The 22,193-nt window shown below is 72.3% G+C and carries 20 protein-coding genes and 1 riboswitch; of the genes, 10 read left to right on the plus strand and 10 right to left on the minus strand.

What is annotated here, in order from left to right; translation table 11 throughout:
* Window positions 1-167: 167 nt before the first annotated feature.
* Both ACZ5ID_RS04765 and thrC read right to left on the minus strand, forming a co-directional pair.
* Window positions 168-446, minus strand: coding sequence for a MoaD/ThiS family protein (locus tag ACZ5ID_RS04765; protein WP_468893447.1), 279 nt, complete (start codon window positions 444-446; stop codon window positions 168-170).
* 34 nt (window positions 447-480) lie between these two features.
* Entirely contained in the window at window positions 481-1,833 is a 1,353-nt protein-coding gene (gene thrC / locus ACZ5ID_RS04770; RefSeq protein WP_468894179.1) for a threonine synthase, read from the minus strand.
* Window positions 1,827-1,954, minus strand: a riboswitch (SAM riboswitch). (Overlaps the previous gene by 7 nt.)
* Window positions 1,955-2,142: 188 nt before the next feature.
* Between thrC and ACZ5ID_RS04775 the strand changes: the two genes are divergently transcribed.
* Window positions 2,143-3,090, plus strand: a complete 948-nt coding sequence (locus tag ACZ5ID_RS04775) for a glucosyl-3-phosphoglycerate synthase (protein ID WP_468893448.1) — start codon at window positions 2,143-2,145, stop codon at window positions 3,088-3,090.
* A gap of 74 nt (window positions 3,091-3,164) precedes the next feature.
* The gene (locus ACZ5ID_RS04780; RefSeq protein ID WP_468893450.1) at window positions 3,165-4,550 is read left to right on the plus strand and encodes an alpha,alpha-trehalose-phosphate synthase (UDP-forming); all 1,386 of its coding nucleotides are present in this window, start codon (window positions 3,165-3,167) and stop codon (window positions 4,548-4,550) included.
* Window positions 4,551-4,724: 174 nt separating this feature from the next.
* Here the strand turns inward: ACZ5ID_RS04780 and otsB are convergent, their stop codons facing one another.
* From otsB to ACZ5ID_RS04795, 3 genes are read right to left on the minus strand one after another with little or no spacing between them, the layout of a single operon-like run.
* The gene (gene otsB / locus ACZ5ID_RS04785) at window positions 4,725-5,567 is read right to left on the minus strand and encodes a trehalose-phosphatase (protein ID WP_468893452.1); all 843 of its coding nucleotides are present in this window, start codon (window positions 5,565-5,567) and stop codon (window positions 4,725-4,727) included.
* A 60-nt stretch (window positions 5,568-5,627) separates the two neighbouring features.
* Window positions 5,628-5,864: a DUF3263 domain-containing protein gene (locus ACZ5ID_RS04790; protein WP_468893454.1), complete on the minus strand. Its 237-nt coding sequence runs from the start codon at window positions 5,862-5,864 to the stop codon at window positions 5,628-5,630.
* Window positions 5,865-5,910: 46 nt separating this feature from the next.
* Window positions 5,911-7,128: an extracellular solute-binding protein gene (locus tag ACZ5ID_RS04795; RefSeq protein ID WP_468894181.1), complete on the minus strand. Its 1,218-nt coding sequence runs from the start codon at window positions 7,126-7,128 to the stop codon at window positions 5,911-5,913.
* 305 nt (window positions 7,129-7,433) lie between these two features.
* Here ACZ5ID_RS04795 and ACZ5ID_RS04800 point away from each other — a divergent pair, with 305 nt between their 5' ends.
* The 3 genes from ACZ5ID_RS04800 to ACZ5ID_RS04810 all read left to right on the plus strand — a co-directional run bounded on the left by ACZ5ID_RS04800 (window position 7,434) and on the right by ACZ5ID_RS04810 (window position 10,568).
* Entirely contained in the window at window positions 7,434-8,423 is a 990-nt protein-coding gene (locus tag ACZ5ID_RS04800) for an ROK family protein (RefSeq protein ID WP_468893456.1), read from the plus strand.
* Window positions 8,423-9,568 carry an N-acetylglucosamine-6-phosphate deacetylase gene (gene nagA, locus ACZ5ID_RS04805; RefSeq protein ID WP_468893458.1) on the plus strand — a complete coding sequence of 382 codons (1,146 nt, stop codon included), beginning with the start codon at window positions 8,423-8,425 and terminating at the stop codon, window positions 9,566-9,568. Before ACZ5ID_RS04800 ends, nagA begins: the two co-directional genes overlap by 1 nt.
* Window positions 9,569-9,647: 79 nt before the next feature.
* Window positions 9,648-10,568 carry a 1-phosphofructokinase family hexose kinase gene (locus tag ACZ5ID_RS04810; RefSeq protein ID WP_468893460.1) on the plus strand — a complete coding sequence of 307 codons (921 nt, stop codon included), beginning with the start codon at window positions 9,648-9,650 and terminating at the stop codon, window positions 10,566-10,568.
* Window positions 10,569-10,645: 77 nt separating this feature from the next.
* Here the strand turns inward: ACZ5ID_RS04810 and ACZ5ID_RS04815 are convergent, their stop codons facing one another.
* Window positions 10,646-11,644, minus strand: coding sequence for a carbohydrate-binding protein (locus ACZ5ID_RS04815; protein ID WP_468893462.1), 999 nt, complete (start codon window positions 11,642-11,644; stop codon window positions 10,646-10,648).
* A 107-nt stretch (window positions 11,645-11,751) separates the two neighbouring features.
* Window positions 11,752-13,422 carry a diguanylate cyclase CdgB gene (cdgB, locus tag ACZ5ID_RS04820; protein ID WP_468893464.1) on the minus strand — a complete coding sequence of 557 codons (1,671 nt, stop codon included), beginning with the start codon at window positions 13,420-13,422 and terminating at the stop codon, window positions 11,752-11,754.
* 553 nt (window positions 13,423-13,975) lie between these two features.
* On the opposite strand from cdgB, the gene ACZ5ID_RS04825 reads away from it, so the two are divergent.
* Window positions 13,976-14,449 carry a flavin reductase family protein gene (locus ACZ5ID_RS04825; protein WP_468894183.1) on the plus strand — a complete coding sequence of 158 codons (474 nt, stop codon included), beginning with the start codon at window positions 13,976-13,978 and terminating at the stop codon, window positions 14,447-14,449.
* Window positions 14,450-14,871: 422 nt separating this feature from the next.
* Here the strand turns inward: ACZ5ID_RS04825 and arfB are convergent, their stop codons facing one another.
* Window positions 14,872-15,306 carry an alternative ribosome rescue aminoacyl-tRNA hydrolase ArfB gene (gene arfB / locus ACZ5ID_RS04830; RefSeq protein WP_468893466.1) on the minus strand — a complete coding sequence of 145 codons (435 nt, stop codon included), beginning with the start codon at window positions 15,304-15,306 and terminating at the stop codon, window positions 14,872-14,874.
* 173 nt (window positions 15,307-15,479) lie between these two features.
* Between arfB and ACZ5ID_RS04835 the strand changes: the two genes are divergently transcribed.
* Both ACZ5ID_RS04835 and ACZ5ID_RS04840 read left to right on the plus strand, forming a co-directional pair.
* The gene (locus ACZ5ID_RS04835) at window positions 15,480-16,055 is read left to right on the plus strand and encodes a TerD family protein (RefSeq protein WP_101388906.1); all 576 of its coding nucleotides are present in this window, start codon (window positions 15,480-15,482) and stop codon (window positions 16,053-16,055) included.
* 346 nt (window positions 16,056-16,401) lie between these two features.
* Window positions 16,402-17,907: a M4 family metallopeptidase gene (locus ACZ5ID_RS04840; RefSeq protein WP_468894185.1), complete on the plus strand. Its 1,506-nt coding sequence runs from the start codon at window positions 16,402-16,404 to the stop codon at window positions 17,905-17,907.
* Window positions 17,908-17,934: 27 nt separating this feature from the next.
* On the opposite strand, the gene ACZ5ID_RS04845 is transcribed toward ACZ5ID_RS04840, so the two are convergent.
* Together ACZ5ID_RS04845 and ACZ5ID_RS04850 are read right to left on the minus strand one after the other, a co-directional pair.
* The gene (locus tag ACZ5ID_RS04845) at window positions 17,935-19,332 is read right to left on the minus strand and encodes a M1 family metallopeptidase (protein WP_468893468.1); all 1,398 of its coding nucleotides are present in this window, start codon (window positions 19,330-19,332) and stop codon (window positions 17,935-17,937) included.
* A 178-nt stretch (window positions 19,333-19,510) separates the two neighbouring features.
* The gene (locus tag ACZ5ID_RS04850) at window positions 19,511-20,071 is read right to left on the minus strand and encodes a GlcG/HbpS family heme-binding protein (protein ID WP_468894187.1); all 561 of its coding nucleotides are present in this window, start codon (window positions 20,069-20,071) and stop codon (window positions 19,511-19,513) included.
* A gap of 267 nt (window positions 20,072-20,338) precedes the next feature.
* Here ACZ5ID_RS04850 and ACZ5ID_RS04855 point away from each other — a divergent pair, with 267 nt between their 5' ends.
* On the plus strand, window positions 20,339-21,466 hold the full coding sequence (locus tag ACZ5ID_RS04855) for a sensor histidine kinase (RefSeq protein ID WP_468894189.1): 1,128 nt from the start codon (window positions 20,339-20,341) through the stop codon (window positions 21,464-21,466).
* A complete protein-coding gene (locus tag ACZ5ID_RS04860; protein WP_406557078.1) occupies window positions 21,463-22,089 on the plus strand; it encodes a response regulator in 627 nt (208 codons plus the stop codon). The genes ACZ5ID_RS04855 and ACZ5ID_RS04860 overlap by 4 nt, the downstream gene beginning before the upstream one ends.
* Window positions 22,090-22,193: the final 104 nt, after the last annotated feature.

Genomic DNA, 22,193 nt, shown 5'->3' on the forward strand with positions numbered 1-22,193 from the left:
AATATGCTCGAACACTTTGACTGCATCTCGACGCCGGTTCGTCGCGTTCTCATATGCACGTGGCATGCGCAACGAAGGGGACTTCCCCACTGTACCGCGCTCAACCACACTGAATTGCCCCCTCCGCTTAGCTTGCGGAGGGGGCAATTCAGGTAACAGCGCGTAGGTCAGCAGCCGCCCGCGACGGCCGGAATGATCGAGATTCCGGCGCCGTCCGGCGTGGCCGTCTGAAGCCCCTGCTCGAAGCGGACGTCGTCGTCGTTGACGTACACGTTGACGAACCGGCGCAGCTTGCCCTGGTCGTCCAGGACCCGGGCGGCGATCCCGGTGTGGTTCTTCTCCAGGTCGGCGATGACCTCGGCGAGGGTGGCACCCTCGGCCGCGACCTCGGCCCGCCCGCCGGTGTACGTACGGAGGATGGTGGGGATGCGGACGTTGACGCTCATGGGGCTTCCTGCCTTCCGTCTGGGAGCTGGTGGGTCAGCCGGCCAGGCCGGCGTCGCGGAACGCGTCCAGGCTCGGGCGGATGGTCGCGGTCGGGCCGGTGGTCGGCGCCACCGCGTCCAGGGTCTTGAGGCCGTCGCCCGTGTTGAGGACGACAGTAGTCAGGGCCGGGTCCAGAAGCCCGTCCTCGATGAGCTTGCGGGTGACACCGACCGTCACACCGCCCGCCGTCTCGGCGAAGATGCCCTCGGTCCGGGCCAGCAGCTTGATCGCGTCCACGATCTGCGCGTCGTCGACGTCCTCCACCGCGCCGCCGGTGCGCCGGGCGATGTCCAGGACGTACGGACCGTCCGCCGGGTTGCCGATGGCCAGGGACTTGGCGATCGTGTCCGGCTTCTGCGGGCGGACCACGTCGTGGCCCGCCTTGAAGGCGGTGGAGACCGGGGAGCAGCCCTCGGCCTGGGCGCCGAAGATCTTGTACGGCCGGTCCTCGACGAGCCCCAGCCGGATCAGCTCCTGGAGCCCCTTGTCGATCTTCGTGAGCTGGGAGCCGGAGGCGATCGGGACGACGAGCTGGTCGGGCAGCCGCCAGCCGAGCTGCTCGCAGATCTCGTACGCCAGCGTCTTGGAGCCCTCGCCGTAGTACGGGCGCAGGTTCACGTTGACGAAGCCCCAGCCCTCGCCGAGCGGGTCGCCGATGAGCTCCGAGCAGAAGCGGTTGACGTCGTCGTAGTTGCCCTCGATGCCGACCAGCTCGCCGCCGTACACCGCGGCCATGACGACCTTGCCCTGCTCCAGGTCGTGCGGGATGAAGACGCAGGAGCGCAGCCCGGCGCGGGCGGCGGCGGCGCCCACCGCGCCCGCGAGGTTGCCGGTGGAGGAGCAGGAGAGCGTGGTGAAGCCGAAGGCGCGGGCGGCCTCGACGGCGATGGCGACGACGCGGTCCTTGAAGGAGTGCGTCGGGTTGCCGGAGTCGTCCTTGACGTAGAGACCACCGGTGACGCCGAGTTCGCGGGCGAGGTTGTCGGCCTTGACGAGCTTGGTGAATCCCGGATTCAGGTTGGGCTTTTCAGCCACATTGGCCGGAACAGGCAGCAGGGGCGCATAGCGCCAGATGTTGTCGGGGCCCGCTTCGATCCGCTTGCGGAGCGCCTCGGGATCACCAGTCGGAAGGTCGTACGCGACTTCGAGCGGCCCGAAACACAGGGCGCAGGCGAAGATGGGGCCGAGGTCGAACCGCTCGCCGCATTCCCGGCAGGAAAGCGCGACGGCGGGACCGAGATCCACTGAGGTGGTGGCGTTTACGGTGGTGGCGTCCGCGTTGGCGTCCGTGGCGGCAGCTACGTCGGCGGTGTGCACAGCCATGATGGCGAGGCCCTTTCTCCTCATCTTCCCCATGGCGCGTTTCGCCATGAGACGGAATTGGCACCTTCCCCACCGTGACCTCGCGGTCGGCAGGAGGGTTGCCGGGACTTCAACGGGCCGTTCCCTCAGTCCCTCTGGATGAGCGCTGTGGCACCGGGTCCATGACCCGGGCATTTGTCCGCGTGGCGACCCCGACATGCGACGGCCGTCCGCGTTGTTCAAGACTGTAACCGAAGGCGCGGACGGTTGAGATAGTCGTCCGAACCGCGAGATGGATCACAGACGGCACCCGAGCCGTCCCGCACACCGTCACTCACAGAGGGGTCACCGATCGTGCTGGAAGAGGTGGAGCGCTGGCTGAGCAGGCGTTCCTGGTCGGCGGCCGACCGCCCGCTGGACGCGATCACGGCCGCCAAGCGCCGCACCGGCACCACGGTCAGCGTGGTCCTGCCGGCGCTGGACGAGGAGGCCACGGTCGGGCAGATCGTGACCGCGATCCGGCGCGAGCTGATGACCGTCGCCGTGCCGCTGGTGGACGAGCTGGTGGTGGTCGACTCCGGCTCCACCGACCGTACGGCCGAGGTCGCGTCCGCCGCGGGCGCCCGGGTAGTGCACCGGGACGCGATCCTGCCCCGGATACCGGCGCTGCCCGGCAAGGGCGAGGTCCTGTGGCGCTCCCTGCTGGTCACCACGGGTGACATCGTCTGCTTCATCGACGCGGACCTGAAGGACTTCGACCCCGGCTTCGTCTCCGGGATCGTCGGCCCGCTCCTGACCGATCCGGACGTCGACCTCGTCAAGGCGATGTACGACCGCCCGTTCGGCGACTCCCCAGGTCAGGGCGGTCGCGTCACCGAACTGGTGGCCCGCCCGCTGCTCAATCTGCACTGGCCCCAGCTGGCCGGGTTCGTCCAGCCGCTGGGCGGCGAGTACGCGGCCCGGCGCTCCCTGCTGGAGCGGCTGCCCTTCCCCGTCGGTTACGGAGTGGAGCTGGGGCTGCTCGTCGACGCGCTGCACACCGTGGGTCTCGACGCGCTGGCCCAGGTCGACGTGGGCGTGCGCAGACACCGCCACCAGGACGGGCAGGCGCTCGGCCGGATGGCCGCCGCGATCTACCGCACGGCCCAACTGCGGCTGTCCCGGGCCCACTTGGTGCGGCCCTCGCTGACCCAGTTCGAGCGGGCCGAGGAGGGCTTCGTACCGCGCACGTACGCGGTGGACACCGAGGAACGGCCGCCCATGCGCGAAATCTCGGAGTACGCGGTGCATCGCGCGGCGTAAACGAGCATGACCGTCGGGTTCCGTGACACGGTTCGCACGTTTGAGGCATTCCGCTTCGGGCTAGGTTCGTCTCCATGGTCTCCGCGCGTGCTGCCCAGATCCTCGTCGCGTCCAACCGCGGCCCGGTCTCGTACACCCTCGACCCCGACGGAACACTCACACCCCGCCGCGGCGGCGGCGGCCTGGTCTCGGGCCTCTCCGCCATCGGCGCCGAGGCGGACACCCTGTGGGTGTGCTCCGCGCTCGGCGACGGCGACCGGGAGGCGGTGCGGCGCGGGGTGGGCGAGCCCGGTGTGCGGATGCTCGACATCGACGCGTCCGTGCACACCGACGCCTACAACGGCATCGCCAACTCGGTGCTGTGGTTCGTCCACCACATGCTCTACCAGACGCCCCTTGAGCCCGCCTTCGACGCGGAGTTCCGGCGCCAGTGGGGTGCGTACGAGACGTACAACCGGGCCTTCGCGCGGGCCCTGGCGGACGAGGCGGCGGACGGGGCGGCCGTGGTCGTCCAGGACTACCACCTGGCGCTGGTCCCCGGCATGCTCCGCGAACTCCGCCCCGACCTGCGCATCGGCCACTTCTCGCACACCCCGTGGGCGCCGCCCGAGTACTTCCGGATGCTCCCGGACGACGTGGCCGCGCAGCTCCTGAAGGGGATGCTCGGCGCGGACCGGCTCGGCTTCCTGACCCGGCGCTGGGCGGACGCGTTCACCCGCTGCTGCGAGGACGTCGTCGGCGGTACGGGCACCACCCGGATCGGGGTGCACGGGCTCGGCACGGACGCCGAGTTCCTGCGGCGCCGCTCGCACGAGAGCGACGTCGAGGAGCGGATGGCCGCGCTGCGGGAGGAGATCGGCGCGGGCCGCCGCACGATCGTCCGGGTCGACCGCACGGAGCTGTCGAAGAACATCGTGCGCGGGCTGCTGGCGTACCGGCAGCTCCTGGAGGAGCACCCCGAGTGGCGCGAGCGGGTGGTGCACGTCGCCTTCGCCTATCCGTCGCGACAGGACCTGCCGGTGTACCGGAAGTACACCGAGGAGGTGTCCCGGGTGGCCGCCTCGATCAACTCCGCGTACGGGACGGACGGCTGGACCCCGGTGGTCCTGCACGTCAAGGACGACTTCGCCCGGTCCCTGGCGGCATACCGGCTGGCCGACGTGGCGCTGGTCAACCCGATCCGGGACGGCATGAACCTGGTCGCCAAGGAAGTGCCGGTGGTCTCGGACTCCGGGTGCGCGCTGGTGCTGTCGCGGGAGGCGGGGGCGTACGAGGAGCTGGGCGAGGACGCGGTGGTGGTGAACCCGTACGACGTGTCGGGGACGGCGACCGCGCTGCACGAGGCGCTGTCCATGGGACCGGAGGAGCGGGCCGCGCGCACGAAGCGGCTGGCGGCTGCGGCGACCGCGTTGCCGCCGCAGCGGTGGTTCCTGGAGCAGCTGGAGGAACTGCGGCGCTGATTTCGTCCGCGGACCGTGCTGGGTCGCTCGCGCAGTTCCCCGCGCCCCCAGGCGGTTAGGGGCGCGGGGCCGTGTCGACGTGCGGCTCCGCCGCGTGGGCGCGACCAGCCGCCCACGGTCCACAGGCGACCGGCATCCGCCGGAGGCTTTCGGGAAGGGGTGGGGTGGGGGCTCCTACAGGCGGTCGGCCAGCGCCGACAGGAACTCCACCACCGACGCCGGCCCCGGCACCCGCACATCCGCCCGCTCCGCGAGCTCCGGCACCTCCCCCGCCCCGCTGCACACCAGCAGCCCCGGCACCCCGTCCGAGCGCAGCTTCTCGACCGCCCCGAACGCGGGCAGGTCACCGAGGTCGTCCCCCGCGTACACCACGGACCCCGCGCCGACCTCGCGCAGGTACTCCGCCAGCGCCACCCCCTTGTCCATCCCCGGGGGCCGCAGCTCCAGGACCAGCCGGCCGGGCTCCAGGATCAGGCCGTGCCGGGCGGCGAGGGCGGCGAGCGGGTCGTGCAGGGCGGCGTACGCGGCCTGCGGGTCCGAGGCGCGCCGGGTGTGGACCGCGACCGCCTGCCCCTTCTCCTCGATCCAGGTGCCCCGCCAGGCCCCGTGCGCGTCCAGGACCCCCGGCAGCTCGGCGCGGGCGGCGGTGACGCCGGGGTGCGGCGCGGGCGCGTGGACCGTCCCGGTCACGGCGTCCCAGCGCTCGGCGCCGTAGTGGCCCAGCACCACCAGGTGCTCCAGACCGGGGACGCCCGCGAACCCCCCGTACCGTACGGCGACCCCGGCGGGGCGACCGGTGATCACGGCGACGGAGGCGACCTTCGGGGCGAGCGCCGCCAGCGCGGGCACCGCGCCGGGGTGCGCCCTGGCCTGTTCGGGGTCGGCGACGATCTCCGCGAGCGTCCCGTCGAAGTCGAGCGCGATCACGGCCCGCTCGGGTGCGGCCAGGATCGCGGCCAGCGCCTCGCGCCCGGCGGACGTGGCAGGAGTCGGCAAAGGATGCGTGTGGCTGCCCATGGCACGACCCTAACGGCGCGGGGCGGATCACAGCCATGCCGGGGTGGGGAAAAGCCCCGGTCAGTCCCGGCGTTCGCGCTGCGTCTCGCGTACCCGGCGCAGCCGGTTCACGGTGACCGGGTCGTGGGCGAGCGCCCGCTCGTCGTCGAGCAGGGCGTTGAGGAGCTGGTAGTAGTGCGTCGGCGAGATCCCCAGCCGCTCGCGCACGGCCCGCTCCTTGGCGCCGGGCCCGGCCCAGGACCGCCGCTCGATGGCCAGCACGGCCCGAGCGCGCTCACTGAGGTCGTCGTCGGTCATACAAGCCAACGTATCGCGGCCGGACCGCCCCCCGCGGCGCCCGGACCTACTCCGCGTTCTCGGCCTCGGTGGCGACCTTCGCGATGCCTTCGAGCACCGACCGGGGGTCACCCTCGGGCGAGACCGCCCCGCCGATCCGCTTCTTGATCGTCTCGCTGACCTTCGGCCAGGAGGTCTTGCCGACCGGCGGCAGCTCGGAGGTGGGCAGCGCGGTCAGGAACTCCTTGAGCTCCGGGTGCTTGCCGTCGTTCTGCATGGCCTGCGACGCCGTACGGGTCGCGGGCAGCAGGTCGTACTTGTCCGCGAACGCCAGCACGTTCTGGTCGTTGAACGCGAAGTCGAGGAACTCGCCGATCTCCTCGCGGTGGCCGTTCTGCTTGAAGCCCATGATCCAGTCGGCCACGCCCATCGACGCCTTGGCCTTGCCCTCGGTGCCGGGCAGCGGGACCATGCCGAACTTCACGCCCTTCTTGCGGGCCTGCTCCATCAGCGAGGGGTGGCCGTTGAGCATGCCGACCTCGCCCTTGGCGAACGCGTCGAAGGCCGCCTGCCGGTTCAGCTTCCCGGGCGCGACGGGCCCGGTGAGGCCCTCCTCGACGAGGTTCTTCTTCAGCCAGTTGAAGGTCTTGATGTTCTCCGGCGAGTCGAGGTCGTAGCCGGAGATCTGGTTGACGTAACCGCCACCGCCGCTCAGCATCCACATCATCGTCTCGGCCTGGGCCTCCTCGCTGCCCAGCGGCAGCGCGAACGGGGTCTTCACCCCCTTGGCCTTCAGCGCCTTCGCGTCGGACGCCAGCTGCGCCCAGGTCTGCGGCGGCTTGATGTGCGCCTTGTCGAAGAGCGTCTGGTTGTAGAAGAGCAGCCGGGTGGAGGCCACGAACGGGATGCCGTACTGGACACGCTTCATCTCGCCCGCGTCGGCCAGCGGCGCCAGGAAGTTCGCCTGGACGGGGATGGAGAGCAGCTGGTCGACGGAGTAGAGCTTGCCGCCGGCGGCGTAGTCGGAGTAGGCGCCGATCTGCGCGATGTCTGGGGCCTTGCCCGCCTTCACCATCTCCGCGACCTTGGCGTCGACGACGTCCCAGGACAGGACGGTGACCTCGACCTTGATACGGGGGTTCTTCTTCTCGAAGTCGCTGACGACGTCGTGCCAGTACGCCTTGGTGCTGCTGCCGCCCGCGATGTCGTAGTCGGCGGCCACCAGCTTGAGGGTGACGCTGCCGGAGCCGCTGTCGCTGCCGCAGCCGGCGAGGCCCGCCGTCATGCCGAGTGCGGCCACCGCCGCCGTCAGACCCAAGAAGCGCCGCTGCACGTGCTCTGTCCCACCCTCGTTGTTCGCCAGTCGGTCCCCCGTGAACGTCCTGTTCGCAACGTCCTGTCTACATGAGCTGCGATCTTCCCTCGCAGCCGGGGCTGAGGTCTACACCAGTTGGATATCACTTCCACAACTTCTCCCCCTGATGCCCCACCCGTACGGCCGTATGCCCGGCGGCACTTGGGAAAACGCTTACCCCGCCACCCGGTGAGTGGACTAGACCTTTCATGGGTGAACGCGCGAGACTGTCTCCCGTGAGACACGTCATCGCCCTGGATGTGGGCGGCACCGGGATGAAAGCCGCCCTCATCGGGGTGGACGGCGGCCTGCTGTACGAGGCGCGCAGGCCCACCGGCCGCGAGCGCGGCCCCGAGGCCGTCGTCGCGGGCATCCTCGACTTCGCCGCCGAGCTGCGGTCGTACGGCGAGGAGCACCTCGGCGAGAGCGCCCGGGCGGCCGGGGTCGCCGTGCCCGGCATCGTCGACGCCGAGAACGGCGTCGCCGTCTACGCGGCCAACCTCGGCTGGCGCGACGTCCCCATGCGGCGGCTGCTGAGCGACCGGCTGGACGGCGTGCCCGTCGCCCTCGGCCACGACGTACGCACCGGCGGCCTCGCCGAGGGCCGCATCGGCGCGGGCAGGGACGCCGACCGCTTCCTCTTCGTCCCGCTCGGCACCGGCATCGCCGGAGCCATCGGCATCGACGGCCGGATCGAGCCGGGCGCCCACGGCTACGCCGGCGAGATCGGCCACATCGTGGTGCGCCCCGGCGGCATCCCCTGCGGCTGCGGCCAGCGCGGCTGCCTGGAGCGCCTCGCCTCCGCCTCCGCCGTCACCCAGGCGTGGGCCGAGGCCAGCGGTGACCCGGACGCGGACGCGGCCGACTGCGCCAAGGCCGTCGAGTCCGGCGACCCGGCGGCGCGGGCCGTCTGGCACGAGGCCGTCGCCGCCCTCGCGGACGGCCTGGTCACCGCGCTCACCCTGCTCGACCCCCGCACCCTGATCATCGGTGGCGGACTCGCCGAAGCCGGGGAAACCTTGTTCGTACCGCTGCGGGCGGCCGTCGAGGAGCGCGTCACGTTCCAGAAGATGCCCGCGATCGTCCCGGCCGCCCTCGGCGACACGGCGGGCTGCCTGGGCGCGGGCCTGCTCGCCTGGGACCTGCTCGACGCCACCGGCACCGCACCCGCTCCCGGCACCGGGACCCCTCCCGGCACCACCCACTCCACGGAGGTAACCGCCTGATGGCCGCAGTCAAGGTCCTCTCCGGCGCCCGCGTCGTGCTGCCGACCGGCGTCGTCGAGAACGGACGCGTGATCGTCGAGGGCGCGCGGATCGCGGGAAGCGCGCCCGGGAGCGCCGAGCGCGTCGACCTCAGCGGCCACTGGGTCCTCCCCGGCTTCGTCGACATGCACGTCCACGGCGGCGGCGGCGCCTCCTTCACCAACGGCACGGTCGAGGACGTCCTGAAGGGCATCCACACCCACCGTCTGCACGGCACCACCACCATGGTGGCCTCCACCGTCACCGGCGAGATGGACTTCCTGGCCCAGCGGGCCGGGCTGCTCTCCGAGCTGGTCGAGCAGGGCGACCTGGCGGGCATCCACTTCGAGGGGCCCTTCATCTCGCCGTGCCGCAAGGGCGCCCACAGCGAGGACCTGCTGCGCCACCCCGACCCGGCCGAGGTCCGCAAGCTGATGGACGCGGCCCGGGGCACCGCCAGGATGTTCACCCTCGCCACCGAGCTGCCCGGCGGCCTCGACTCCGTACGCCTGCTCGCCGAGCACGGGGTGATCGCCGCCATCGGCCACACCGACGCCACCTACGAGCAGACCGTCGAGGCGATCGACGCGGGCGCCACCGTCGCCACGCACCTCTACAACGCGATGCCCGCGCTCGGCCACCGCGCGCCCGGCCCGATCGCCGCCCTCCTGGAGGACGAGCGGATCACCGTCGAGCTGATCAACGACGGCACGCACCTGCACCCCGCCTCGCTCGAACTGGCCTTCCACCACAAGGGCGCCGACCGGGTCGCCTTCATCACGGACGCCATGGACGCGGCCGGGTTCGGCGACGGGCTCTACCACCTCGGACCGCTGGAGGTCGAGGTCAAGGAGGGCGTCGCCCGGCTCGTAGAGGGCGGCTCCATCGCGGGCTCCACCCTGACCCTGGACCGTGCCTTCAGGCGCGCGGTGAGCGTCGACGGCCTCTCGGTGCAGGACGCGGTCCGCGCGCTCTGCGCCAACCCGGCGCGGCTGCTCGGCGTGTACGACAGGGTCGGCTCGCTGGAGCCGGGCAAGGACGCGGACCTGGTGGTCCTGGACGAGGCGTTCGCGCTGAAGGGCGTGATGCGCCGGGGCGAGTGGATCGTGGCGCCCGTGCTCGGCTGAGCCCCCGGGACACGGTGGCGGCCGGAACCCGCGGCTGCGGGGTCTGGGCCGGCCACCGTCCGTTTGGCATGATCACCCCGTGATCCTGACCGTCACGCCGAACACGGCACTCGACCTGACCTACCGGGTCCCCGAGCTCGTCCCGCACACCGCCCACCGGGTGGAGGAGGTGACCGAGCGCCCCGGCGGCAAGGGCCTCAACGTGGCCCGGGTCCTGGCCGCGCTCGGCCACGAATGTGTCGTCACGGGCTTCGCGGGCGGTCGCACCGGCGCGGTCCTGCGCGAACTGCTCGCCCCGCTGGCCCCCGTGGACGCGCTGGTCCCCATCGCCGGGACCACCCGCCGCACGATCGCGGTCGTGGACGCGGCCACCGGCGACACCACCCAGCTCAACGAGCCGGGCCCGCAGGTCACGGCCGAGGAGTGGGAGGCGTTCCTCGCGGTGTACGAGCCGCTGCTGCGGGAGGCGGACGCGGTCGCCCTCTGCGGCAGCCTGCCGCCCGGGGTCCCCGTCGGCGCCTACGCCGACCTCGTACGCCGGGCCCGCGCGGCCGGCGTCCCCGTCCTGCTGGACACCAGCGGCGAACCCCTGCGGCGCGGCCTCGCCGCCCGCCCCGATCTGATCAAGCCCAACGCGGACGAGCTGGCCCGGCTGACCGGCTCCCGTGAGCCCCTGCGCGCGGCCCGCGACGCCCGCCGCCGGGGCGCGCACGGCGTGGTCGCCTCCCTGGGCCCCGAGGGCCTGGTGGCGGTCACCCCCGAGGGCACCTGGCAGGCGGCCCCGCCGTCCCCGGTCCGGGGCAACCCCACGGGCGCGGGCGACTCGGCGGTGGCGGCCCTGCTGTCGTCCCTGGTGGAGGGGCTGCCCTGGCCGGACCGGCTGGCGCGGGCGGTGGCCCTGTCGGCGGCGACGGTCCTGGCGCCGGTGGCGGGCGAGTACGACACGGGGGCGTACGAGGAGCTGCTCACACAGGTGCGGGTAACGAGCGTGACGGGCTAGCCCGCACCCCCGGCCCCCGGGGCGCGGGGAACCGCGCGCGCAACCGGGCACGGCCCGCGGCGAACAGACCCGCCCGACTAGTAGTGCTTCTTCGTCTTGCTGATCTCGACCCAGTCGAACACCGCGTCGCACTGGTTCCCCTGCTCACAGGAGAACTTGATGGTGTTCGGCCCCCGCTTCAGGTTGACCTGCGTCCACGAGTACTGCCAGTTGTTCTCCAGCTTCGGGTCGGTGGACCCCCTGAAGTTCCTCAGGCCTATCGGCTGGGCGTTCGGCTTGCCGTTGACCGTCACGGTCGCGTTGGCGTCCTTCGCCGGGATGGCGAACCGCACGTACAGGTAGTACGAGCCGGACGACGGCAGATCGGCCTGCCAGGTCAGCGAGGCGCCGATCTGGTTGAAGCCGTTGACGTACGCCCCGTCCGTGCCCTGCGCGCCCTTCACGTCCTTGGCCAGCACCGCGCCCCCGCCCAGCTTCAGCGTCGCCGCGTCCTGCTTGGGGAGCTCCTGGGCCGGGGGGGACGCCGAGTCGGAGGGCTTCTGCGACGGCTGCTGGGGGGCGCCCGTGGAGGTGCCGCCGCCCGTCGGCCCGGCCGCGCCGTCGTCCTTCTTGCCGTCGCCGTTGGTGGCCAACGCCACACCGATGCCGATGACGACCGCCGCGACCACCGCGACCGCGCCGATCAGCAGGCCCTTGGTGTTGGGGCCACGGCCGCCGCGCCCGCCGCCGCCGTCGACCGGGGGCGCGGGACGGCCGGGGGCACCGCCGTAGGTCTCGGGCGCCGCGTACTGGGCGGTGGGCTGGCCGTACTGCTGCCGGCCCTGCTGCTGAGGGGGCTGGCCGTACTGCTGGGCGTACTGCTGCTGCGGGACCTGCCCGTACTGGCGCTCGCCGACCGTCCGCACCTGGTTGTACGAGGTGCGGGGCACGCCGGGCTGCTGCGGTGCCGTCGGGTTGGGGTAGCCGTAGCCGCCCGAGCGGGGCGGGGTGGCGCCGGAGGCCTGTCCGTCCTCGTACAGATAGCCGAACGGATCGTCGTCCTCGGGCGTGCTCGCGCCGTTGTTGCCGGGCGTCATCCGGGGTCACTCCTCACTGTTCGCCAGCCGTCGCCGACCGGCCGAGCCTACCCCGAACGGCCGACACCATGGCCGCGACCTCGGTCGCACCCCCGGTGCGCCGGAAGCTAACCGGCGCGCCGGTGGACCTTCGCGCGCGACCGCTTCTCGATGTACATCCGCTGGTCGGCGGAGCGCAGGACCTCCTCGACGGACATCCCGCAGCTGGCCCAGCCGATGCCGAAACTCGCCCCGACGCGGACCGCCCGTCCGTCCACCCTGATGGGCGGGATGATCGCGTTGCGCAGCCGGACCGCGAGGTCGGCCGCGTCGGCCGCGCCCAGGCCGTCGGCGAGGACGACGAACTCGTCACCGCCGAGCCGCGCGACCGTGTCGCCGTCGCGCACCCCGCTCGTGAGCCGGCGCGCTACCTCGATGAGGACGGCGTCGCCGGTGTTGTGACCGAACCGGTCGTTGATCGACTTGAAGCCGTCGAGGTCGCAGAAGAGGACCGCGAGCCCCTTGGTGCCGTCGTCCACCTCACCCTCGGGGGCGACCATGTGCACATGGTGGTCGAAGGGCCCCACCCCCGGCGCCGGGTCGAAGTCGAAGCCGCCGGAGGCGCACACCGCGTGCCCCGGGGTCTCGGGCCGCCCGTCGTGCACCTCCCCGTACGCCGCGTCCAGCGCCTCCACGGCGGTGGCGCCCACCGCGTACGGCCGCTGGCAGAGCCGGGCGGAGAGGCGGGCGCGCAGCTCCGCGCTGTTGGGCAGGCCGGTGAGCGAGTCGTGCGAGGCGCGGTGGGCGAGCTGGAGCTCGTGCCGCTTGCGCTCCTCGATGTCCTCGACGTGGGTGAGCAGGAAACGGGGACCGTCGGCGGTATCGGCGACGACGGAATTGCGCAGCGACACCCATACGTACGAGCCGTCGCGGCGCCCGAGCCGCAGCTCGGCGCGCCCGCCCTCGGCCGAGGTGCGCAGCAGCAGGCCTATGTCGTCGGGGTGGACGAGGTCGGCGAAGGAGTAGCGCCGCATGACGGCGGCGGGCCGGCCGAGCAGCCGGCAAAGCGCGTCGTTGGTACGCAGCAGACGTCCGTGCTGGTCACCGCCCATCTCGGCGATGGCCATACCGGACGGCGCGTACTCGAAGGCCTGCCGGAAGCTCTCCTCGCTGGCCCGCAGCGCCTGCTGCTCCCGCTCCAGCCGAACCAGGGCGCGCTGCATGTTTGCGCGAAGCCGGGCGTTGCTGATCGCAATGGCGGACTGGGAGGCGTACATCTGGAGCGCTTCGCGTCCCCAGGCGCCCGGACGCCGCCCGTTGCGCGGCTTGTCGACCGAGATGACGCCGAGGAGCTCGCGCCCGCCCCCGGAGGCGTACATCGGCGCGTAGAGACGGTCCTGGGGGTGCCACTCGTCCTCGAAGCGCGGCTCGGGGCCCTCGGTGTACCACTGGGGGACGTCGTCCTCCAGGAGCACCCAGCCCTCGGTGTGCGGGATGAACCGCAGGTCGCCCCAGCCCTCACCCATGGTGAGCCGGCGCTCCCAGGAGGCGCGGCTGCCGACGCGCCCGGTGATCAGAGCCTCGGCGGCGGCGTTCCCGGCGAAGGCGGCGACGACGAGGTCCCCGTCGGGGCGTACGAGATTGACGCAGGCCAGCTCGTATCCGAGCCCGGCGATGACGCCGTCGGCGACGGTCTGCAGCGTGTCCGCCAGACTGCGGGCCGTGTTCAGGTCGGTGACCACCTGATGCAGCTGCCGCAGGGTCGCAAGACGGACGTACGGCTCCGACTCGGTCTCCATTGCTCGCTCTCCCCGAGACCTCGACAGCAACTCCAGGATCCTGATTCGGCGCGCTTCTTCTCCGGCTTCCGGCCCGGCTTCCGACTTCCCCGTGGGCGCTTTTCGTGCAACGTCCCCGTCACTGAATCACAGCGAGCTGCCCACTCGGTACACAGGGTCAACAATTACTGCACTCTGTGACTCAAGTCACACGGGGTGATGGCGGGTGCCGTGCGGAGGGTGGGAGCGCTCCGCGGAATTACGGAATGCAAACAGGCGTTAATGCCGGTTATTGGGGCGGGGTGGGGTGTGGCGGGGTACGGGTTTGCAGTAGGGCGCCCTCGCCCACACCCGCCTCCGCCTGCCCCTCACCTCCGCTTGCACCTCCCCCGGGGCCCTCCGCGCCCCCATCCGGTCCTAGGACCCTTCTGGTCCCAGGGCCCGATGTGCGGCGTTGGGGCCGGAGACTAGCGTTCTGTACGTGTTGCAGACAGACGTTCTCCGAGCTCTCCCGTCCCTGCCGTCGCAGACCCCCCATGCTGAGGGGGTGAGCAATGACGAATTCCGTGCCGCGATGTCCCGGCTGGCCGGCGGGGTGGTGCTGGTGACCGCCCACGACGAGGACGCGGGCCCGCGCGGCGAGGACGTCGGGATGACGGCCACGGCGTTCCTGTCCGTCTCCATCGACCCGCCGCTGATCCTGGTGAGCGTACGGAACGGCTCCCGCATGGACGACCTGCTCGCCGAGCAGCCCCTCTGGGCGGTCTCGGTCCTCTCGGAGAGCCAGCGCCACATCGCGGGCCGCTTCGCGATGAAGGGCCGCATCAGCGACCGCCTGCTCTTCGAGGACATCGCCTACAAGAGGGGCGAACTGAGCGGCGCGCCGCTGGTGGGGGGCGCGCTGTCGACCCTGGAGTGCCGGACGGAACAGCGGGTCGAGGCCGGCGATCACACGCTGGTGATCGCCCGGGTGCTGGGGGTGGAGCTGCCCAGTGCGGAGGGGGGGCCGCTGACGTATTTCCGGGGGCGGTACCGGCAGCTGGGGTGAGGGGGGTGGGGGTGGCTGTGCGGGTAGGTGGCTGCTCGCGCAGTTCCCCGCGCCCCTTTTTTGGCGGGGGGTTCGTCTGCGGGTCGGTGGTGGGTTGCTCGCGCAGTTCCCCGCGCCCCTTTTTGGCCAGGGGTACGTCTGCGGGCCGGTGGTGGGTTACTCGCGCAGTTCCCCGCGCCCCTGGGGGTCTGGGGCTGAGCTGGGTGTTCCGGGTGCGGCCGACCCCCTAGGGGCGCGGGGAACTGCGCGACCGGCCCAGCACGGTCCGCAGACGAAAGAGGGCACCGGGGCGCAGCCCCGTAAGGGGGGCGTGGGGCCGCAGCCCCGTAAGGGGGGTACCGGGGCGCAGGCCTCGGCGAGGGGCGCGGGGGGGCGCAGGCCCCGGCGAGGGGGTGGGGTGCGGGGAGGTCGCGAGGACGGGGCTACCAGTCGCGGCCCGTGCGACCCCGCTTCGTCTCCCCCCGCGCCTTCTTCTCCCGCAACCGCCGCTCATTGATCCCCCGCGGAATCCGCGTCGCCCGCCGCGGCTTCGGCGGCGGCGCGGTCGCCTCGGCGAGCAGCGCCGCCAGCCGCACCGCCGCCGTCTCCCGGTTGCGCCACTGCGAGCGGTGCTCGGACGCCCGGACCGTCACCACCCCGCCCACCAGCCGCGAATCCAGCCGCGCGAGCGCCCGCTCCTTCCACACCTCCGGCAGCGCCTCCGTACGACCGAGGTCGAAGCGGAGCTCCACCTGCGAGTCGCTGGTGTTGACGTGCTGCCCGCCGGGCCCGGAGGACCGCGAGAAACGCCACATGAGCTCGGCCTCCGGAAGGGAGACGGAGCCGCGGATGAGGTAGGGCCCGGACATGGGCTCCATGGTCCCCCGCGCGACGCGCCGCGTCACCCTCTTTTGTACGGCACCCGTCTGCCCGTACCCCGGCAAAGAAAGTAAAGACAACTGGAACCCGGCATCCCCTGCCGACGTTATGAGGGGTGACGGTAGCTTCGGGAACGGCCGTAGCCCGCACATCACGATGAAAGGGACTTCCCATGGCTGTAAGCCTGTCCAAGGGCGGCAACGTCTCGCTCACCAAGGAGGCCCCGGGCCTGACCGCCGTCACGGTGGGCCTCGGCTGGGACGTCCGCACCACCACCGGCACCGACTTCGACCTCGACGCCTCCGCGATCGCGGTCAACCCGGCGGGCAAGGTCTACTCGGACGCCCACTTCGTCTTCTTCAACAACAAGTCCACCCCGGACCAGACCATCGTCCACACCGGTGACAACGTCACGGGCCAGGGCGAGGGCGACGACGAGCAGATCAACGTCAACCTGGCAGGCCTCCCCGCCGACGTCGACAAGATCGTCTTCCCGGTCTCCATCTACGACGCGGAGAACCGCTCGCAGAACTTCGGCCAGGTCCGCAACGCCTTCATCCGCATCATCAACCAGGCCGGCGGCGCCGAGATCGCCCGCTACGACCTGAGCGAGGACGCCGCCACCGAGACCGCCATGGTCTTCGGCGAGCTGTACCGCAACGGTGCGGAGTGGAAGTTCCGCGCGGTCGGCCAGGGGTACGCCTCGGGCCTCGTCGGCATCGCCCAGGACTTCGGCGTCAACGTCTGAGCGACCGCCACCGGCACAGGCACCGCCACTACGGCGCCACCGCCTGAGAGAACGACCGCCGAAGCCCCCCCGCGCGCCCCGCGCCGGGGGGCTTCGGCGTGCCCGCGCCCGTACCCGGTTCCCACCCCCGCGAACCGCACGCTTACCGGACACCCCGCACCCCCTGACGGACACATTCCAGTCAAATACTTGTCAGTACCCTGTCAAAAACTGGTCATCTGCTGGCACGCTCCACCCACTCGCACCACCCCCCACCGCGCACCCCCACCGCGCAACTGGATCGAGTGAAGGAGACCCCTCCGTGCAAACTTCCCTGCGTGCCGCCGCACTTGCCGCCACCGCCGCCATGGTCGTCGTCGGCGTCCAGTCCGGCACCAGCGCCGGAGCCGCCGACCGCGAGGCGGGCGCGAGCGCCCGCGTGCTCGGTGTGGCCGAGCGCGCGGACGCACTCCAGGCCGCCCAGGCCGCCGCGCCCGCCGCCGCCCACCGGATCGGCCTCGGCGCCAAGGAGGCGCTCGTCGTACGCGACGTCATCAAGGACGTGGACGGCACCGTCCACACCCGCTACGAGCGCACCTACGAGGGCCTGCCCGTCCTCGGCGGCGACCTCGTCGTCCACGCCAAGAAGGACGGCAGCGTCAAGGGCGTCAGCAGGAGCACCGACGCCCGGATATCCGTCGCCACCTCGGGCGCCTCGCTCAAGGCCGCCCCCGCCCACGCCCGCAAGGTCGTCTGGGCCGCGAGCGGCAGGCCCGTCCTGGCGTACGAGGCCGTCCGCACCGGCACCCAGCGCGACGGCACCCCCAGCGAGCGCCACGTCATCACCGACGCCGCGACCGGCGCCGAGCTCTACTCGTACGAGGCCATCGACACCGGGACCGGCACCAGCGAGTACTCCGGCAAGGTCACCCTCGGCACCTCCAAGTCCGGCACCACGTACAGCCTGACGGACGCGGGGCGCGGCGGGCACAAGACGTACGACCTCAAGCACGGCTCCTCCGGCACCGGCACCCTCTTCACCAAGTCGGTGGACACCTGGGGCGACGGCACCCCGCAGAACCGCGAGACCGCCGGTGTGGACGCGCACTACGGCGCCGCCGTGACCTGGGACTTCTACAAGGCCGAGCTCAACCGCAACGGCATCGCGGGCAACGGCAAGGCCGCCTACTCCCGCGTCCACTACGGCAACGCGTACGTCAACGCCTTCTGGGACGACAGCTGCTTCTGCATGACGTACGGCGACGGCGCGAACAACCTCAAGCCGCTCACCGCGCTCGACGTCGCCGGCCACGAGATGAGCCACGGCCTGACCGCCGCCACCGCCAAGCTCAACTACAGCAAGGAGTCCGGCGGGCTCAACGAGGGCACCAGCGACATCTTCGGCACGTCGGTGGAGTTCTTCGCCAACAACGCCAGTGACCCCGGTGACTACCTCATCGGCGAGAAGATCGACATCCGGGGCAACGGCACCCCGCTGCGCTACATGGACAAGCCGAGCAAGGACGGCCAGTCGGCGGACTACTGGTCGAGCACGGTCGGCAACAAGGACGTGCACTACTCGTCCGGTGTGGCCAACCACTTCTTCTACCTGCTGTCCGAGGGCAGCGGCGCGAAGGTCATCAACGGGGTGAGCTACAACTCCCCGACCTCCGACGGCTCCAAGGTCACCGGCATCGGGCGGACCAAGGCGTACAAGATCTGGTACAAGGCCCTGTCCACGTACATGACGTCGACGACCAACTACGCCAAGGCGCGCACCACGACCCTCCAGGCGGCGGCCGACCTGTACGGGGCGAGCAGCACCGAGTACAAGACGGTGGCGGCTGCCTGGACCGCCGTCAACGTGAAGTGACACACCGGTAGGCCGATCGACCCGGCTCTACGGGGACTTGGGCTTGCCCTCCCCGTAGAGCCAGGTGTTCCACAGCTCCGTCAGGTCCTTGCCGGACTCCTCCGCCATGAACCGGGTGAAGTCCTCGGTGGAGGCGTTGGCGTGCCGGTACCGCTTCGTCCACCCCTGTACGAGGCCGTAGAAGGCTTCGTCCCCGACGGCCCGGCGGAGCTGGTGGACCACCATCGCCCCGCGCTCGTACACCGGCCGGTCCGAGATCCGGGCGGCCGTCGGCGGTTCGGCGGGCGGGAAGTCCCACACCTGGTCGTCGGCCCCCTTGGCGTAGGTCTCGTCGAAGTACGCCTGGGCGGACCTGCCGCCGTGGTCCTCGCTCCACAGCCACTCCGCGTATGTCGCGAAACCCTCGTTGAGCCACATGTCCCGCCACCGCCGGGGCGTGACCGAGTCGCCGAACCACTGGTGGGCGAGCTCGTGGACGAGTGTCGTGGTGTCGAGCTGGTCGGCGGGGATCACCGGCCGGTTCTGGGTCTCCAGGGCGTACTCGGCCGACCCCTCGGGCGCCACGATCACACCGGCGGAGGAGAAGGGGTAGGGCCCGAAGTTCTCCTTGCCCCAGGCGAGGATCTCCGGAAGCTGCCCGACCACCTCGGCGGACTCCTTCTCCGCGTCCCGGTCGACCGCCGTGCGGACGGACGGTCCCGACGCCGTGGTGACCGGCTCGAGGTCGTACCGGCCGATCACCACCGTCGCCAGATAGCTCGCCATCGGTTCACCGGTGTGCCAGGTGAAGGTGGTGCGCCCGTTCTTCGTGACCGTGGACGCGAGCTCGCCGTTGGAGACCGCCGTCAGCCCCTCGGGCACGGTGACCGCCAGGTCGTACGTGGCCTTGTCGGCAGGGTGGTTGTTCGACGGGAACCAGGTCATCGACCCGGCGGGCTCGCCGAGCGCCAGCGCGCCGCCGTCGGCGGTCCGCAGCCAGCCCTCGTGCGAGCCGTCCTGGTCGGTGAGGGCCCTGGGGGTCCCCGAGTAGGCCACGCTCGTACGGAACCGCTCCCCCTCGCGGATGTCGTCCGCCGGGCGCAGGGTCAGCTCGTTGCCCGCCCGGTTGGCGTCCGCGCGCTCACCGCCGACCGTCGCGGAGGTGACCTCCATCCCCGAGAAGTCGAGGTTGAAGGCGCTGAGGTCACGGGTGGCGCGGGCATCGAGGGTGACGCGGCCGGTGAGGTGGTCGCGGGCCGGGTCGTAGTCGAGGACGACGCTGTAGTGCTCGGCGTCGTAGCCGCCGTTGCCCAGCTTGGGGAAGAGCCCGTCCCGCAGCCCCGCCGCCCCCGGTTTGCCCTCCACCCCGCCCGTACAGCCGCCGACGGCGAGCAGGAGGGCCGCGGCGGGGAGGGTGAGCCGGCGTATCGCGCTGCGGTGATCCACACGGCGATCCTACGGGCGGGGGGCGCGGGGGGCTTGGGGATGCGGAGCGCGGGGGCTGTTTCGCGCCAGGCAGCAGACCGGGCGGGGGCTGCGGCGGGCGGCGGCTGGGGCGGGCGGCGGCTGCGGCGCGAGGCTCGGGAACGGCTGCTCGGTCGGCGCGGCTGCCCGGTCAGTACGGCTACCTGGTCAGCGCGGCCACGCCCGCCTGGGCGAACTTCTCGTCCAGGTCGCCGCTGGGGGCGCCGGCCACGCCGATGCCCGCGATCGGTGCGCCCTGGGCCCGCACGGGCGCACCGCCCGCGAGGAAGAGCGTGCCCGGGATGTCCTTGAGCTGGGGCGCCTGGGCGAGGCGGCCGGCCAGCACCGAAGTGGGGGCGTTCCAGGAGACGGCCGTGTACGCCTTGCGCTCGGCCGACTCGTACGACTGCGGACCGGCGCCGTCGCCGCGCAGGGTGACGACGGTGTTGCCGTCGCGGTCGACCACGGCGACCGAGACATTCCGGCCGTCCTCGCGGGCGGCGTCGAGGGCGGCGGTGGCGGCCCTGGTCGCGGCGGCCACGGTGAGGTGGGTGGAACGGGTCAGATCGCGGTCCCCGGCGTCGGCGCGGGTGGCGGCGGGCGTCCTGGCGGGGGCGGCGGCGCTGGCGCCGACCGCGCCGAAGGTACCGGCGGCGAGGGCCGCCGCGGCGAGGGCGCCGACGACGACCCTCCTGGTGCGCCGCGGGCGGACGGCGTTCATGTCGGCGTTCATGTGAGTGTTCGTGTTGGTGTCCATGCTTCGATCGTGGGCCCGGTGGGGCAGCCGCACGGTCGGCGCACCGGCTGCTCCCCGGGCGCGGACCGGTCGACCCGGCCGTCAACCGATCGGCTGATGCGGGGCCGGCCGGACCGGGTGAGGATGAGTACGGATACGTACGTACGCGCAGGTCAGGAGCGGACAGTGGAGGCAGGGGCGGAGCCGCGCACCGAGGCGCCGACGGCCGAGGAGCGCTGGCTGCCCGCGGTGATGCACGCCGCCTTCTTCCTGCTGCTGGGCGCTTCACTCACGCGTTTCCTGATCCGCCACCCCGGCGACGGCCGCACCGCGTGGATCGTCGCGCTCTCGGCCGCCCTGGCCGCGCTGTACGTCCTCGGGCCCGCCCTGGGGCCACGGCCCACCCCCCGACGGCTCGGCTGGCTCGGGGGGGTGGTGGCGGTGTGGATGGTGCTGGTGGTGCTCGCGCCGAGCTTCTCGTGGTGCGCGGTGCCGCTGTTCTACACCGGGCTGCGGACGCTGCCGACGCGGGCGGCGCTGGTGCTGGTGGCGCTGCTGACCGCGTTCGTGGTGGCCGCGCAGCTGATGCTGGCCGACGGGATCGACCCCAACCTGGTGGTCGCGCCGCCCGCCGTCGCGGCCGTCGCCACCGCCGTCTTCGTCCATATGCAGCGTCAGGGGGACCGGCAGCGCCTCCTCATCGACGACCTGCTGCGCACCCGGCGCGAACTGGCCGCCACCGAGCGGCGCGAGGGCACCCTCGCGGAGCGCCAGCGCCTGTCCATGGAGATCCACGACACGCTCGCGCAGGGCCTGTCCAGTCAGCAGATGCTGCTCCAGGCGTCCGAGCGGGTGTGGGAGTCCGACCCGGCGGCGGCCCGCCGCCACGTCCGTACGGCCGAGTCCATCGCGGAACGCAACCTGGCCGAGGCGCGCCGCTTCGTCCACGATCTCGCTCCCGCGGAGCTGGCGGCGGGCGGCAGCCTGCCCCGGGCGCTGCGGGCGCTGGCCGCGCGGGCGTCGGCCGAGTCCGGCCTGGACGTACGGCTGCACGTCGACGGGGCGCCGACGGCCCTGCCCGACCGGGTCGAGTCGGCGCTGCTGCGGATCGCGCAGGGGGCGCTGGCGAACGTGACCGAGCACGCGCGGGCGGCCACGGCCGCGCTCACCCTCACCTATCTGGGTGACCAGATCGTGCTGGACGTGGCGGACGACGGGCGTGGGTTCGCGCTCGCGGACGTGGAGCCCCGGGACGGCCGGGGCCATGGACTGCCCGCGATGCGGGCGCGGGTGCGGCAGCTCGCGGGGACCCTGACGGTGGAGTCGGCGCCCGGCGAGGGCACCGTGCTGTCGGCGGCGGTCCCCCTGGAGGAACGGTGAACGCGGTGGTGCGGATCCTGTTGTGCGACGACCACGCGGTGGTACGGGCCGGGCTGCTCGCCCTCCTCGGGAGCGAGCCCGACATCGAGGTGGTGGGGGAGGCGGGCAGCGGTGAGGAGGCGGTCGCGGCGGCGGCCCGGGTACGGCCCGACGTCGTACTGATGGACCTCCAGCTCGGCCCCGGCATCGACGGGGTCGAGGCGACGCGGCGTATCGCGGGGACGGGGGTGCGGGTGCTCGTCCTGACGACGTACGACACGGACGCGGACATCACCCGGGCGATCGCGGCCGGGGCGACCGGCTATCTGCTGAAGGCCGAACGCCCGGAGGAGCTGTTCGCGGCGATCCGCGCGGCGGCGCAGGGCCGCACCGCGCTGTCGCCGCCGGTGGCGAGCCGGGTGATGGAACGTATGCGGGGCACGGGCGCCCCCACCCTCACCGACCGCGAACTGGACATCCTGGCTCAGCTGTCACGGGGCCTGGGCAACCGTGAGATCGCGCGGGCGCTGTTCATCAGCGAGGCGACGGTGAAGACGCATCTGGGGCGGATCTACGAGAAGTTGGGGGTGGAGACGCGGGCGGGGGCGGTGGCGCGGGGAAAGGAGCGGCGCCTCCTGCCGTGAGCCTCGCCCCCGCCGACCCCACTCCCGGGGCTGCGCCCCAGCACCCCTTCTTCCGTCCGCGGGTTCGTGGTGGCCGGTCGCGCAGTTCCCCGCGCCCCTTTTTG

This window comes from Streptomyces sp. NPDC031670 (genome assembly GCF_055580545.1).

Excerpts from the sequence above, each read along its gene's own strand:
- ACZ5ID_RS04765 (WP_468893447.1), bottom strand. The coding sequence starts at position 446 with ATGAGCGTCAACGTCCGCATCCCCACCATCCTCCGTACGTACACCGGC.
- thrC (WP_468894179.1), bottom strand. The coding sequence starts at position 1,833 with ATGAGGAGAAAGGGCCTCGCCATCATGGCTGTGCACACCGCCGACGTA.
- ACZ5ID_RS04780 (WP_468893450.1), top strand. The coding sequence starts at position 3,165 with ATGGTCTCCGCGCGTGCTGCCCAGATCCTCGTCGCGTCCAACCGCGGC.
- otsB (WP_468893452.1), bottom strand. The coding sequence starts at position 5,567 with ATGGGCAGCCACACGCATCCTTTGCCGACTCCTGCCACGTCCGCCGGG.
- ACZ5ID_RS04790 (WP_468893454.1), bottom strand. The coding sequence starts at position 5,864 with ATGACCGACGACGACCTCAGTGAGCGCGCTCGGGCCGTGCTGGCCATC.
- ACZ5ID_RS04795 (WP_468894181.1), bottom strand. The coding sequence starts at position 7,128 with ATGACGGCGGGCCTCGCCGGCTGCGGCAGCGACAGCGGCTCCGGCAGC.
- nagA (WP_468893458.1), top strand. The coding sequence starts at position 8,423 with ATGGCCGCAGTCAAGGTCCTCTCCGGCGCCCGCGTCGTGCTGCCGACC.
- ACZ5ID_RS04815 (WP_468893462.1), bottom strand. The coding sequence starts at position 11,644 with ATGACGCCCGGCAACAACGGCGCGAGCACGCCCGAGGACGACGATCCG.
- cdgB (WP_468893464.1), bottom strand. The coding sequence starts at position 13,422 with ATGGAGACCGAGTCGGAGCCGTACGTCCGTCTTGCGACCCTGCGGCAG.
- ACZ5ID_RS04825 (WP_468894183.1), top strand. The coding sequence starts at position 13,976 with ATGTCCCGGCTGGCCGGCGGGGTGGTGCTGGTGACCGCCCACGACGAG.
- arfB (WP_468893466.1), bottom strand. The coding sequence starts at position 15,306 with ATGGAGCCCATGTCCGGGCCCTACCTCATCCGCGGCTCCGTCTCCCTT.
- ACZ5ID_RS04835 (WP_101388906.1), top strand. The coding sequence starts at position 15,480 with ATGGCTGTAAGCCTGTCCAAGGGCGGCAACGTCTCGCTCACCAAGGAG.
- ACZ5ID_RS04840 (WP_468894185.1), top strand. The coding sequence starts at position 16,402 with ATGGTCGTCGTCGGCGTCCAGTCCGGCACCAGCGCCGGAGCCGCCGAC.
- ACZ5ID_RS04850 (WP_468894187.1), bottom strand. The coding sequence starts at position 20,071 with ATGAACGCCGTCCGCCCGCGGCGCACCAGGAGGGTCGTCGTCGGCGCC.
- ACZ5ID_RS04855 (WP_468894189.1), top strand. The coding sequence starts at position 20,339 with ATGCACGCCGCCTTCTTCCTGCTGCTGGGCGCTTCACTCACGCGTTTC.